This window comes from Caballeronia sp. KNU42 (assembly GCF_053760385.1).
In genome coordinates this window covers 998,968-1,012,910 of record NZ_CM132388.1, presented here as the reverse complement: position 1 = coordinate 1,012,910, position 13,943 = coordinate 998,968, and the positions used below count along the sequence as shown (strand labels likewise).

Annotated in this window: 12 protein-coding genes; 8 read left to right on the top strand and 4 right to left on the bottom strand. The window is 60.7% G+C overall.

Going from position 1 to position 13,943, the window contains the following annotated elements:
* The first annotated feature begins 526 nt into the window (after positions 1-526).
* Positions 527-1,549, top strand: a complete 1,023-nt coding sequence (locus ACSOSP_RS04490; RefSeq protein WP_455309767.1) for a LacI family DNA-binding transcriptional regulator — start codon at positions 527-529, stop codon at positions 1,547-1,549.
* A 29-nt stretch (positions 1,550-1,578) separates the two neighbouring features.
* Here the strand turns inward: ACSOSP_RS04490 and ACSOSP_RS04485 are convergent, their stop codons facing one another.
* On the bottom strand, positions 1,579-2,325 hold the full coding sequence (locus tag ACSOSP_RS04485) for a FadR/GntR family transcriptional regulator (protein WP_455309766.1): 747 nt from the start codon (positions 2,323-2,325) through the stop codon (positions 1,579-1,581).
* Between the two features lie 171 nt (positions 2,326-2,496).
* On the opposite strand from ACSOSP_RS04485, the gene ACSOSP_RS04480 reads away from it, so the two are divergent.
* From ACSOSP_RS04480 to ACSOSP_RS04460, 5 genes are all read left to right on the top strand, one after another.
* A complete protein-coding gene (locus ACSOSP_RS04480; protein ID WP_455309765.1) occupies positions 2,497-3,318 on the top strand; it encodes an NAD-dependent epimerase/dehydratase family protein in 822 nt (273 codons plus the stop codon).
* Positions 3,319-3,442: 124 nt separating this feature from the next.
* Positions 3,443-4,192 carry an amino acid ABC transporter permease gene (locus ACSOSP_RS04475; protein ID WP_455309764.1) on the top strand — a complete coding sequence of 250 codons (750 nt, stop codon included), beginning with the start codon at positions 3,443-3,445 and terminating at the stop codon, positions 4,190-4,192.
* A complete protein-coding gene (locus ACSOSP_RS04470; RefSeq protein WP_031362476.1) occupies positions 4,189-4,842 on the top strand; it encodes an amino acid ABC transporter permease in 654 nt (217 codons plus the stop codon). Before ACSOSP_RS04475 ends, ACSOSP_RS04470 begins: the two co-directional genes overlap by 4 nt.
* Positions 4,826-5,554, top strand: a complete 729-nt coding sequence (locus tag ACSOSP_RS04465; RefSeq protein ID WP_455309763.1) for an amino acid ABC transporter ATP-binding protein — start codon at positions 4,826-4,828, stop codon at positions 5,552-5,554. The genes ACSOSP_RS04470 and ACSOSP_RS04465 overlap by 17 nt, the downstream gene beginning before the upstream one ends.
* Before the next feature lie 83 nt (positions 5,555-5,637).
* Positions 5,638-6,411, top strand: a complete 774-nt coding sequence (locus ACSOSP_RS04460; protein WP_455310848.1) for a transporter substrate-binding domain-containing protein — start codon at positions 5,638-5,640, stop codon at positions 6,409-6,411.
* A 70-nt stretch (positions 6,412-6,481) separates the two neighbouring features.
* Here ACSOSP_RS04460 and ACSOSP_RS04455 read toward each other — a convergent pair whose 3' ends face one another.
* Positions 6,482-7,378 (bottom strand): 2-hydroxy-3-oxopropionate reductase, encoded by an 897-nt coding sequence (locus ACSOSP_RS04455; protein ID WP_455309762.1) that lies wholly within the window; start codon positions 7,376-7,378, stop codon positions 6,482-6,484.
* A gap of 34 nt (positions 7,379-7,412) precedes the next feature.
* Complete coding sequence (gene garL, locus ACSOSP_RS04450; RefSeq protein ID WP_455309761.1) at positions 7,413-8,198, bottom strand: 2-dehydro-3-deoxyglucarate aldolase; 786 nt, start codon at positions 8,196-8,198, stop codon at positions 7,413-7,415.
* A gap of 451 nt (positions 8,199-8,649) precedes the next feature.
* Here garL and ACSOSP_RS04445 point away from each other — a divergent pair, with 451 nt between their 5' ends.
* Positions 8,650-10,200: a methyl-accepting chemotaxis protein gene (locus ACSOSP_RS04445; RefSeq protein WP_455309760.1), complete on the top strand. Its 1,551-nt coding sequence runs from the start codon at positions 8,650-8,652 to the stop codon at positions 10,198-10,200.
* Positions 10,201-10,237: 37 nt separating this feature from the next.
* Here ACSOSP_RS04445 and bluB read toward each other — a convergent pair whose 3' ends face one another.
* Positions 10,238-10,912 (bottom strand): 5,6-dimethylbenzimidazole synthase, encoded by a 675-nt coding sequence (gene bluB, locus ACSOSP_RS04440; protein ID WP_455309759.1) that lies wholly within the window; start codon positions 10,910-10,912, stop codon positions 10,238-10,240.
* Positions 10,913-12,043: 1,131 nt separating this feature from the next.
* On the opposite strand from bluB, the gene ACSOSP_RS04435 reads away from it, so the two are divergent.
* A complete protein-coding gene (locus ACSOSP_RS04435; protein WP_455309758.1) occupies positions 12,044-13,603 on the top strand; it encodes a methyl-accepting chemotaxis protein in 1,560 nt (519 codons plus the stop codon).
* The last annotated feature ends 340 nt before the right edge of the window (positions 13,604-13,943 follow it).

Here is a 13,943-nt window from a genome sequence, read left to right as displayed (position 1 = left end):
CACCGAATTTATAGGCATGCCGAACCACTTCGCCAACCCACCAAGAAACGAGGCCGCAAGGATGCGTGAGGCCACGCGAGTTCTTTGGCAAGTGTGCTTGCCCGAGAGCGTACGGGGCGAAGCGTGTGCGTGTAGGAATTCGCGAGAAGGAGGGGTTCAAACATCGGTGGTTCTGGCGAGCACCGTGCTTTTGGGGTGCCAAAAACGTGGAAACTGCACGCTGGGTCAACTTATGGGCCCTCGTTTTGAAAGCGCTTTCTTTGCTTCGTTTCTTTGTCGCTTTGGACAAAGAAATGACGCGCCGCCACGCGCAGTGGCTAATAGTGATAAAGAAATGAGCTCACTCACGCAGACCGCCAAGCCAAGCAGCAGCAACCCGGCAATGAATCAGACCGCTAACGCAGGAACCTAGCAACCCGAACCGACCCCAACCCCAACCGCAAGACCCCGCCAACCACGCCAATGACCGCCCAACCACCGAGCGCCAGCGGACCACGAACCCCACCCCCACGGAGCAAAAAAAACAGTGGCAACCCTGAAGGACGTCGCCGTTCTCGCCGGCGTAGGCATGTCCACGGCATCACGCGCCATCTCCGGCCGCGGACCCGTTTCTCCCGATGCGCTCGCGCGCGTGCAGGCCGCAATCGCCGAATTGAATTTCCGGCCGTCATCGATCGGACGGGCGCTGTCAACGCAATCGCTCGGCATGATCGGCATCTTCGTGCCGACGTTCTTCGGCCCGTACTACGGCACTATCCTCCAGCAGACCGATATGGAGTTGCGCAAGGTGCATCGCCACGTGGTGGTGGCAACGGGCTGCGGCGACGACCCGCCGCGTGACCAGGCAATCGAAGCGGTGCAGTTCCTGATCGGCCGCGATTGCGATGGCGTAGTGGTGACGAGCCACGACTTGCATGACGACGACCTCGTCAAGATGCATCGCATGCATCCAAAAATAGTGTTCCTCAATCGCGACTTCGCGCAGATGCCGGAGGCGTCGTTTTGCGCGGATCATCATCGGGGCGGGGCGCTGGCGGCGCAAACGCTGCTGGCGCACAGACACAAGAAAATAGCCGTGATCTCAGGGCCTTTCCAGGCTTCCGACAATCATGCACGGATCGCGGGATTCTTCGAAGAGCTCGCGCGCAACGGCATTGACCGGGCCGATGTCCAGTTGATCGAATCGGACTTTTCGCCGGACGGCGGATATGACTCGGCGCGGCAGCTGCTTGCATCGAAGAAAAAGTTTACCGGGCTGTTCTGCGCCAACGACACCATGGCAATCGGCGCGTTATCGTGCCTGCAGCAAGCAGGCATCTCGGTGCCGGATGAGATGTCGGTAGTGGGTTACGACGATGATTATTCGGCCGCGTTTTCCGCACCGGGACTGACCTCGGTCCACATCCCGACTGCCGATCTCACGCGCAACGCCGTTCGATGGTTGCTCAACGCATGTTATGGCACCGACTACACGATCTATCGCGAGTTTCCGGTGACGGTCACGAACCGTGCCTCGGTCGCTGCTCCGGCGAAACGATCGCGCACTTAAAGTAACGTGACGTGACGCCGGCCGGCGGCTCAAACGCCTTCTTGCGCCCGCCGCAGACGTTCGCGGCTGTTGATCAGATGGAGCCGCATGGCGGTACGCGCCGAGTCGGCGTCGCCTCGCTCGATGGCATCGCAGATCTGTTCATGCTCGCGATTCACGCGTGTCAGATAGTCCGCGTACCGGGCGGGCGGAATCTGCGTCGCGGTGAGGCGGGTGCGGGGGATCATGTGAGTGCCGAGGTGGGTCATGATGTCCACGAAATAGCGGTTGCCCGTGGCATTCGCGATTTCCAGGTGAAAGCGGATATCGGGCGAGATGGTCCCGTTCGCCTCGCCCAGGTGGCGCTCGAAGTCATTCAGCGCGCGCCGCATGGCAGCAATCTGCGTTTTATCGCATCGCGCCGCGGCCAGGCCCGCGCTCTCTGTTTCGAGGCTGATGCGCAGCTCGAGCACGGCGAGGGCGTCGATGGAACCCGCCACGTCCGCAGGATCGAGTTGGAGAAAACCTCTGCCCGGTGCCTCGCAGACGAAGGTGCCAATGCCATGCCGCGTCTCCACGAGCCCCGCGGCCTGCAGCTTCGACAACGCCTCGCGTACAACCGTGCGGCTTACGCTGAAGCGCTGGACCATTTCGGCTTCGGTCGCGAGCCGGGCACCCGCCCTGAGTTCAGCAGTTTCGATCTGCTGACGCAGCGCATCGACGAGTTCGGCCGTCAGGCTTCGCCGTACATGGGGGTAGGCCGGCGTTTCGAAGACAGCACGAGTCGGTCTGTGCACGGCTACCTCGGTTGGGATAATGTTTCGCCAAAGTTGACAAACGAATGTGCGAATGATTATATGCACGCTATAGTCATATGACAACGTACAATAAAAGCAATATCAAGCGGTGATCCAATCGAAAGGAGCGTGCAGGCTCCCGGTAGCCGCGCTTATTGGAGACAGGCTTACATGGCCAATCAAGAACAGACGGTCCCGTTTAAACGGCTGTTGCTGACCGGCGCCGCCGGCGGCGTAGGCAAGGCCATTCGTTCACGCGTGGCCGCATTCGCGGACAAGATCAGGGTGTCGGATCTGGCGGCCACATTGCCCGCGGACGGGGCGCCGCACGAAGAAGTCGTCCCTTGCGATCTCTCTGACAAGCAGGCGGTCGACGCGCTCGTCGCCGGGTGCGACGCGGTCATCCATCTCGGCGGGGTATCGGTGGAACGGCCCTTCGAAGAGGTGCTGGAAGCCAATATCAAAGGGGTCTACAACCTCTATGAAGGCGCTCGCCGGCACGGCGTCAAGCGCATCATCTTCGCCAGCTCGAATCATGTGACCGGGTTTTATCGGCAGGACGAGAAGATCGATACGCATGCACAGCGTCGTCCCGACGGGTATTACGGCCTGTCGAAATCGTTCGGCGAGGACGTGGCTCAGTTCTACTTCGATCGCTACGGCGTCGAGACCGTGAGCATTCGTATTGGCTCCGCGTTTCCGGAACCGAAGGATCGCCGGATGATGGCGAGCTGGCTGAGCTACGACGACCTGCTCGAACTCCTGCAACGCAGCCTGCTCACACCGGACGTCGGCCATACCGTGGTCTACGGTATGTCAGACAACAAGGTCACATGGTGGGACAACCGGTTTGCATCGAAGCTCGCATTCGTGCCGCGTGATTCGTCGGAGCCCTTCCGGGCGAAGATCGACGCGCAGCCGGCGCCCGAACCCGGCAGTGCCGTAGCGGTATTGCAGGGCGGGGCGTTCACCACAACCGGACCGTTCGAATAACGTTCCGATAGCGTTCGAACAAGGCTGGATCAAGGCCGCCGGTCCGGCGAGGGCCGGCGCCGCGCGCCCCGGGGTGACGACCAAAGACCGGCGCCGTGCACGTACTAACCAAGACATTGCTGCGATGACTTTCTCTCTCGATTTCAGCCCGCTGCTTCCGTATTGGCCCGTCTTCCTGAAAGGCGCCTGGCTGACGTTGAAGATGACGAGCGTGGCGGTGTTTTTCGGTGTGATCCTGGGTACGCTGGTCGCATTCGCGAAACGCGGCAAGAACCGGCTTTTAGCGCGGCTCTGCTCGATCTATATCGAGGCCGTTCGCAACACGCCGTTTCTCGTGCAGATCTTCCTGCTTTACTTCGGGTTGGCCAGCTTTGGCGTGCGCATGCCGACGTTCACCGCTGCCGCGCTCGCGATGGTGATCAACATCGGCGCTTACGCGGCCGAGATCATTCGAGCAGGTCTTGAATCGGTGCCGCGCGGGCAGATCGAGGCGGCCGAATGCCTGGGGTTGTCGCGCTGGAGGATCGGCTGGCATGTGATGCTGCAGCCATCCATCGAAAAGGTTTATCCGGCGTTGACGAGCCAGTTCCTGCTGATGATGCAGGCCTCGGCCATTGCGTCGCAGATCTCGGCCGAAGAGCTCACGGCAACGGCCAACACCGTGCAGTCCGATACCTTCCGCTCGCTCGAAACGTACATTGTCGTGGCGCTGTTGTATCTCGCGTTGTCGCTGCTGATCAAGCTGATTGCGTGGGGCGTGGGCGAGGTCGCGTTCAAGCGGCGGCGGGTCATGCGCCAGGCCGCGGAGCGGGCCGGCAAGCCGGTGCCCGATCAAGGACGAATTGATACCGTGATTCCCGGAGGTGCGGCATGACCGGCGGCTTCACCACGGCACATCTGTTTTATCTCGTGCACTCGATCTGGTGGACGCTCGTGCTCTCGGCGCTCGCCTTTGTGCTGGGCAGCATCGGCGGCTTCGGCGTGATGCTCGCGCGCATCTCGCCGCGCCGCTGGCTGAGCCGTCCGACGATGGTTTATATCGAAGCGATTCAGGGCATTCCGCTGCTGATCCTGCTGTTCATCGTCTACTTCGGTTTGTCCGTGTATGGCTTCCAGGTGCCGGCGCTGGTCGCGGCCGGCCTCGCGCTGATGGTCTACACCAGCGCGTACCTCGGCGACATCTGGCGCGGCTGCATAGACGCCATGCCGAAGCCTCAGTGGGAAGCCGCTGAGTGCCTGTCATTGACGCGCTGGCAGACCTTGCGCCTCGTGATCATTCCGCAGGCGCTGCGTCTCGCGCTGCCGCCAACGGTAGGCTTCCTCGTGCAGGTCATCAAGATGACGTCGTTGGCTTCCGTGATTGGTTTCGTCGAATTGACCCGCGCCGGCCAGATCATCAACAACTCAATTTTTCAGCCGTTCCTCGTGTTCGGGCTGGTCGGGGTCTTCTATTTCGTACTGTGTTATCCGCTCTCGCGCTGGAGCCAATCGATGGAGAAAAAGCTCAATGTCGGCAATCGTTAAGCTCGGCGACGTCTATAAGAGCTTCGGCTCGAACCAGGTGCTCAAGGGCGTGTCACTCGAAGTGGCGAAGGGCGAAATGATCGCCGTGATCGGCGCGAGCGGTTCAGGAAAAAGCACGGCGCTTCGTTGTATCGATCGTCTGGAAACCATCGACCGCGGCACGATCGAGGTATGCGGCATTCGTGTCGATGATCCGAAGGTGGACCTGCATCAGTTGCGCCGCGAAGTCGGCATCGTGTTCCAAAGCTACAACCTGTTCGCGCATCTGACGGTGGAAGAAAACATCATGCTGGCGCTGCGCCACGTGAAAAAACTCGGGCGTGATGAAGCGCGCCGCGTAGCGATGGGCGTGCTCGATCAGGTCGGCCTCGCTCAGAAAGCCGATGCCTACCCGGAACAGCTTTCAGGTGGGCAGCAACAGCGTGTGGCGATTGCGCGGTCGCTCGCGATGTCGCCGAAGGTCATGCTGTTCGACGAAGTGACGTCCGCGCTCGATCCGCAACTGACCGGCGAAGTGCTGCGCGTGATGGAGGATCTGGCGAAGGACGGCATGACGATGTTGCTGGTCACGCACGAGATGGCGTTTGCCAAGCGCATGGCGGACCGGATCATTTACATGCATCAGGGGAAGGTGTGGGAGGTTGGCAGCGGCGACATGCTCGACGCGCCGCAGACGCCCGAATTGCGTACGTTCCTGAACAACGGCTTATAGCTTTTAGCCTGCAGGCAAGCGAAGAAAGATTTTTCGAAACGACCATAAAAATGGAGACTGATTTGAAGACCAATCGATTCATCATGCGCGGCTGCGTGGCCGCTTTGTTGCTCGCGGGCGTTGCGCACAGCGCGATGGCCGACCAGCTCGACGACATCAAGAAAGCAGGCAAGATCCGCGTCGCGATCGCGATGGGCACGCCGCTCTTCAGCTACGCCGATGCCAACCTTCAGCCCGCGGGTTCCGACGTGGACACGGCCACGGCGCTCGCCAAGGACCTTGGCGTCAAACTCGAGCTCGTGCAGATCACGAATGCCGCGCGCGTGCCGACCTTGCAGGCCAAGCGCGCGGATCTCGTGATAGCCGATCTGTCGATCACGCCCGAGCGAGCGAAGGTCGTCGACTTCTCGATTCCCTATGCGGTCATCACGATCATCGTGGGCGGCACGAAAAATGAGAGCGTCAAGAATTACGATGATTTGAACGGCAAGACGATCGGCCTCACGCGCGCCACCGTCAACGACAGCATCACGACGCAACTGGCGAAGGGCGCGCAGATTCAACGCTACGAAGACGATGCCACGCTGATCACGTCCGTAGTGACAGGGCAGGTCGATATCTTCTCGAGCACGCCGTCGAACCTGGCCGAGATGGTCAAGCGCGCGCCGAATCGCAATCTGGAACTGAAGTTCCCGCAGAAGGATTTCGACCTGGGCATTGCGATGAACAAGGACGAGCCGAAGCTCAAGGAGTGGGTGAACAACTGGGTGAGCACGAACCAGAAGAATGGCACGCTCAACACGATCTACAAGAAATATCACGGCCGCGATTTGCCGGCGAGCGTGACGAAGGGTTAAGCCTAAATGACGTAAGAAAGGGCATCGCGATCAACCTCGCGATGCCCTATTTATTTGGCAGGCCGAAGAATCAGGCCGCGGGCGTCTGACCGATCTCGTGGTTGGCCAGATACTCCAGCGCGCGGACCATTCCCGAGTGATCCCATGCCTTGCCGCCATGCGCCGCGCAAGCGTTGAACAGCGCCTGACACGTCGCGGTGTTGGGTAGCGAGACCCCAAGCGACTGCGCCGTCGAGAGCGCGAGGTTCAAATCCTTCTGATGCAATTCAATGCGAAAACCCGGATTGAACGTGCGTTTGGTCATGCGTTCGCCGTGCACTTCCAGAATGCGCGACGACGCGAAACCGCCCATCAACGCGGTGCGTACTTTCTCGGCATCGACACCCGCTTTGGACGCCAGCAACAACGCTTCGCCGACCGCTTCAATGGTCGCCGCAACGATCACCTGGTTCGCCAGCTTGCAGACCTGTCCCGCGCCCACTTCGCCGATCAGCGAGACGTTTTTTCCCATCATGTCGAAGAGGGGTTTCACGCTGTCGAAAGTCGCTTGCGAACCACCGGCCATGATCGTGAGCGACGCGGCTTTGGCGCCGACTTCGCCACCCGAGACGGGCGCGTCCAGATAGTCTGCCCCACGTTCGCGCACCTTTGCTGCGAACTCGCGGGTCGCGATGGGCGAGATCGAGCTCATGTCCACCACGACCTGACCTTCGCGCAGCGCGGCGACCACGCCATTCTCGCCGAACAGCACACGCTCCACGTCCGGCGTATCCGGCACCATGACGAAGATTACGTCGGCTTGGCGCACGACGGCCGCCGGGCTGTCGCACGCAATCGCGCCGGCCTGCGTCAGCGTGTCCGGCACGCCGCTGCGGGTGAACGCGGCCAGCGCCACGCCGTTCTTGATGAGGTTCTCGGCCATGGGTTTGCCCATGATGCCAAGACCGATGAAGCCTGCTTTTTGCATGTCACTCTCCACAAATTGTCTGGGTTTAGTCTTGCTACTTCACCATGAAATGTTTTTGCACGGCTTGCGCCGCATTCCTGAGAAGGCCCATGTCGGCACAGACCGCGATCACCTGGCAGCCCATCGACAAATACCGTTCCGCATCGGCTTGCACGGGCGCGAGCGTGCCGCTTGCTTTGCCTGCAGCGCGGGCGCGCTCGAAGACGTGTGCGATGGCCTGCTGCACGTCCGGATGATTCGGATTGCCGATATGTCCATACGATGCCGCCAGATCCGACGGGCCGAGGAACACGGCGTCAACGCCTTCGACGGCAAGGATCGCATCGATCGCTTCAACCGCCGTCCGGCTTTCGATCTGCACCACGACGCAAATGTTGTCGTTCGCGGTGCTTAAGTAGTCGCTTACGGTGCCGTAGCGATTGCCGCGATGGCCCACCGACACCCCGCGAATCCCCTGCGGCGGATAACGCGTGGCGGCGACGGCGCGAGCGGCATCGGCGGCGCTGTCGACGAAAGGGATCAGGAAGTTGAAGAAGCCGCTGTCGAGCAGCCGCTTGATTACTACGCTGTCGTTGGCCGGCGGCCGGACGACAGGGGCGCTGCGGCTGTCCTTGAGCGCCATGAGCTGGGGGATGAGGGTGAGGACGTCGTTGGGGGCGTGCTCGGCGTCGAGCAGGATCCAGTCGAAGCCCAGCATGCCGAGCAGTTCGGTCGTGATCGGGCTGCCGAGCGAGGCCCAGCATCCGATCTGGGTTTCGCTTTTCAGGACCGACTGGCGAAACGTGTTAGGCAAGGGCTGGTAAGGCGAAGACGATGTCATGGCTAGGCTTCCTCTGGCTTGACGCCTTGAGTTGAACGCCGACGTTATCTCGGCAATCTCATACGTTATCAGACGTCATATTACATCGAGACTTTTCCGAACTGCAAGTGGGTTGGCGGTGAAAAAGCATGCAAGGCGCGTTACGCCACGATACGCGCGGTTCTTCCGGAGACCCGGATGAGGCAACGGGGCTGTGCCTGCACATCGAAGCGGCAAGTCTTGCGCCACCTGGGGCCAAAGCGTGTTGCCACGCGTATAACCGGTATTTGCCGAATCGCCGTCCGGCACTGCGTAGCTTCCTCCAGAGCCTTATACAACAAGGCTTCACGCCACTCCGCTCCAATCTGCTCCACCCGCCTGCCTGCCTAAACTTGTTCGTCCGTACGCCGTAAGGAGGGGGTCGGCACGGGCCGATGTCCTCGCGCGAAACGGCGCATCGTATGGAGATTCGATGAAAACAGCGGTAAGCATCAAGGCATGGCTCAGTATCCTGGTGGCGGTGTTCGCCGTCATGTTGGCCGCGACAGGCGGCTACAGCATCTATGCGGCACGAACGGCCGACGCTTCCATGCGCGCCCTCTACGTGCAGGACACCGGTGGCCTGGACTTGCTCGCCAAGGATACGATCCGCTTGCTGATCGCCCGCACGGCGTTGCAGGACTACGACCCACGCGCGGGCAGCGCGGAGTCGGCGGCATTGTTGCGTGACGCTCAGGGCGCAATCGATGGCGCGGATGCAGCATGGAAAGCGTTCACGGTATTAGCAAGCGGCCACGAAGAGCAAGCGCTCATGCAGAGCGCGGACACCGCACGCAAGCAACTCGTCCAACAGACCTTGCTGCCGGCAGTTGAAGCGCTGGAATCGAAGCGCGCGAGCGATATCCGCGAGTTCAACGAGAACCAGATCAAGGACGCTTTCAACGCCTACGATGCCGCGCTGCAACCGCTGGTCGCCATGGAATTCGAGCATGGCAAGGCGCGATTTGAGGCCTCGCAGCAACGCACCAGCACTGTTATCTGGATCGCTTCGACACTGCTGGCGGCCGGGCTCGTGCTCGCGTTTTTCTCGAGAGTCGCCTTGCAGCGGATCGTGATCGTGCCGTTGCGCGCAGCCGTGCAGGCTTGCACAGAGATCGCGGGAGGCAACCTCGCGACTCGGCTCACTGCGCGCCGGGATGACGAAATCGGCCGCCTGATTCACGGGTTATCGACGATGCAGCAGGGCTTGAGCACGATAGTCGGCGGCGTGCGCGACGGCACGGAACAGATGGCCGTGGGGACACGCGAGATAGCATCGGGGAACATTGACTTATCTCAGCGGACCGAGGAACAAGCGGCTTCGCTGCAGGAAACGTCAGCGAGCATCGGCCAACTGACAAGCACGGTGCGCCAGAACGCCGACAGCGCTCGCCAGGCAAGCGAGCTCGCGCAAACTGCATCGGCAACAGCCGGTCTCGGCGGTCAGGTCGTAGCCGATGTGGTGTCGACCATGGACGGCATCAATAGTAGTTCGAAACAAATTTCGGAGATCATCGGGGTGATCGAAGGGATTGCGTTCCAGACCAATATCCTTGCGTTGAACGCTGCGGTTGAAGCGGCGCGCGCGGGCGAACAGGGGCGCGGATTCGCTGTCGTCGCAAGCGAAGTGCGCGCGTTGGCGCAACGTTCCGCCGGGGCGGCGAAGGAGATTCGCGAATTGATCACCACGTCGGTTGCGCGCGTTGGCAACGGTTCGGTGCTGGTCAGGAACGCGGGCAGCGCGATGAGCGACATCATTGTCGCGGTGGGGCGCGTTACGGACATCATGCGGGAGATCACGGTGGCGTCCGAGGAGCAGACCACCGGTATCGAACAGGTCAATGTGGCCATCGCGCAGATGGACCAGGTGACGCAGCAAAACGCGGCGCTGGTCGAGGAGGCCGCGGCGGCGGCGGCGTCGCTGGAAACGCAGGCGGCGCAGATGAACGCGGCCGTCGCGCTTTTCAAGTTGGCTGAAGTTTAGCGGTACGCCTGCGGACGTTTAGCGAGACGCCTGCGGCTCAGGCATCGGGAAGAGGAAGCGTTTCAGGCCAACGGTTCTCTTCCACGCAATTCGATGTGGGGACGCGCTTGGCCCATCCCTCTGCCTGCAGCATTGGTTCGTCGTAGAAATGCTCGACATGCCCGATGCACAGAATGGCGACCGGCTTCGCGTCGGCGGGCATATGCAGGAGCCGTTGAACCGCGCCCACGTCGAACAGCGACACCCATCCCATCCCGAGTCCTTCTGCGCGGGCGGCCAGCCAGAGGTTCTGGATAGCGCAGGCAACCGACGCCAGGTCCATTTCGGGCAGTGTTCGGCGACCGAAGATGTGTCGCTCGCGATTTTCCATCAAGCCGACGACCACGACTTCGCCGCAGTCCAGGATGCCCTGGACTTTGAGCCGCATGAATTCGTCGCTGCGCTCGTTGAGCGCCTCGGCGGTGGCGCGCCGCTCGGTTTCCACGATGTCGTGCAGTGCGACGCGCAGGGTCCGGTCCGTGACGCGCACGAAGCGCCAGGGCTGCATGAAGCCGACGCTCGGTGCATGGTGCGCGGCGTCGATCAACCGCGCCATTTGATCCTCGGCAACGGGGGCGTTGGTGAAATGCCGCATGTCGCGGCGTTCGTGGATCGCGCGGTAGACAGCGGCAATCTCCGGTTCGGAAAAACGCTTGAGGGTCGAGTGAGTCATGGTGCGGGGGTGGTCGGGGGGGCAGGTTGCAAGGTTTTTGCGTTAGCGGTCTGAGTCATTGCTTGGTTGCTGCTGCTTAGCTTAGTGGTCTGCTTAGGTTGCCTAATTTCTTTATCACTATTAGCCACTGCGCGTGGCGGCGCGTCATTTCTTGGTCCTTAGCGACAAAGAAACGAAGCAAAGAAAGCGCTTTCAAAACGCGGGCTCATAAGTTGACCCAGCGTGCAGTTTCCACGTTTTTGGCACCCCAAAAGCACGGTGCTCGCGAGAGCGACGGATGTGTGAAACCCTCCTTCTCCGAACACCGATACCCACACGCTTCGCCACCAGTGACTGAACCTGCCCATGGGGCACCCCGCGCTATCCGCGTGAACCACCCATCGAATTTGTACGGATGCCGAACCACGTCGCCAACCCACCTCGAAGCGAGGCCGCGAGAGGGGTGAGGCCGTAACCCAAAAAATAACAGCGCAGATCAAGAAGTTAACCCATCAAGAATGAAGCAGTAAAGACGCGTGAAGCCGTACGGTTCCTTGGCAATGGTGCTTGCCCGAGAGCGTACGGGGCGAAGCGTGTGCGTGTAAGAATTCGCGAGAAGGAGGGGTTCAAACATCCGTGGCTCTGGCGAGCACCGTGCTTTTGGGGTGCCAAAAACGCAGGAACTGCACGCTGGGTCAACTTACGAGCCCGCGTTTTGAAAGCGCTTTCTTTGCTTCGTTTCTTTGTCGCTTTGGACAAAGAAATGACGCGCCGCCACGCGCAGTGGCTAATAGCGATAAAGAAAATAGCTCACTCACGCAGACCACAAACCCCGAAAGCAGCAACCCGGCACTGACCCCGACCACTACCGCAGAACCACCACTCCCCCAACGACCAAACCCCACCCTGACCCCCATCCATACCGGCAACCCAAACCCCAACCCAAACCCGAGTGCGAACGAAAACCCCACCCGAATGTCGCTATACGCCACATCCGCGTCGCCTTCCGATAAATCTCCGCACCGCGTGCTGCCGTTATCTGAGCAATCGACGCTCGATTCCAGTGGTTCCCTTCACGGTTCGCCCCAGATATCCGGAGGATACAGACCTGTTGCGCCGCATACTACAGCGACGCAGTGGGGACTAGCCCTTATGCGCAAACACATGACTATTCGCGGCGGCCTGGTCGCGACAATCGCCCTATACACCGTCCTGCTCATCGCGGTCATTGCGGTGGGCATCCTGGGTCTGTACGGCAGCAATTCGGCGCTCAGGGAGATGTATCGCGACGATACCGCCTCCGTGCTGCACCTTAAAACCAGCTCGGAGCGCTTGCTGTTGCTGCGTGCCGGGTTCGGTGAAGTCGAGCAGCTGATCAGCGCCGGCAAACCCGCCCAGCCCGAAATCGCCCGGCAGCATGCGCTTCTTGACGAGAGCAACAAGGAACTGGAAGCTTTTCGGAAGCTTCACGAGCCGGCGCCGGCGGAGAAGGCGCTTATCGATGCAATGCAGTCACGGCGCGAGCAACTGCTGGCCCAGGTGTTCCGGAAGGCGCTGAGCGAGCTCGATCAGGACAATCTGGTCGATTTCCTCACCACCCAACGAGAAGCGCCCCCCGCGCTGTTCTCCGAGTATCAAAGCGCGCTGAGCGCGCTGGAAAACTTCCAGGTCGAACGCCAGAAAGCCCGCTTCGATACCACCGATGCACGTTTCGAAGCCATGCTCTGGACGCTCGGCGCCGCTGCGGTATGCGCTCTCATCATCGGCTTCTTCGCGCAGAGGATCTTGACCCGGGCGATCGTGCGGCCGATCGATATGGCCGTCGATTATTTCGGCCGGATCTCGGCCGGTGACCTGACCAGCACCGTGACGGTCCAGCGCAACAACGAAATGGGCTACATGCTCAATGCGTTGAAGGGCATGCAGGAAGGGCTCGCGCAGACAGTGCGCAAAGTGCGTTCGAGCGCGGAGACAATCGTGCGTGACGCGCACGCGATCTCGGGCGGCAATCTCGATCTGTCGGCGCGCACCGAGCAGCAAGCGGCGTCGCTTCAGGAAGCTGCTTCGAGCATGGAGCAGTTGACCGCCACCGTCAGGCATAACGCCGACAATGCGCGCAACGCCAGCGAACTCGCGGCCGGCGCATCCGACATCGCGTTGCGCGGCGGGGACGTGGTGAACCGCGTGGTCGCGACCATGGACGCAATTTCTGGCAGCTCCGACAAGATCGTGGGCATCGTCAGCGTGATTGAAGGGATTGCGTTCCAGACCAACATCCTCGCGCTGAATGCGGCCGTGGAAGCGGCCAGGGCGGGCGAGCAGGGCCGGGGTTTCGCGGTCGTCGCAAGCGAAGTGCGAAGCCTGGCGCAACGCTCGGCATCGGCGGCGAAGGAGATCAAGGAATTGATCGGTGCGTCGACGTTGAGCGTGAAGGACGGCAGCCAGCTCGTGGCTCATGCGGGCGCGACCATGGTGGAAGTCGTGGAAGCGGTCAGGCGTGTGAGCGCGATCATGGCGGAGATCAGCCTGGCTTCCGGCGAGCAGACCACAGGTATCGAGCAGGTCAACGTGACGGTGGCGCAAATGGAAGAGATGACGCAGCAGAACTCGGCGCTGGTGGAAGAAGCTTCGGCTGCTGCAGTGTCGCTGGAAGAACAGAGCCGGCAGTTGAACGATGCAGTAGCACTGTTCCGGCTGAAAGCTATTGCGTGATTATCCGGTTTTCAGCGTCCGCGAGAAGCGATGAGGAAGCGGCAGCCAGTCGAATTGTCGCTTTGCGTCTTGTCTATACATATATGAAAAATGATCACTGATACGAAACAGATGCTTAGCCACAAAAATTAAGATCAACACATTGATTTAAAGACGTTTAAGCCGATATCACCAGAATTTCCGTAGATATCGGTTAGGGGTAAACATCGACAATAGCGGACTTGTATATACATATCGGTTCACATACAGTCGCACTGAATCGCGAATTTTCGCTTGAGGCGATCGCGTTTCGGGCCGTCGCGCAGGCGCATTTGCGTGACGACGTATTGAAAGAAGCTGG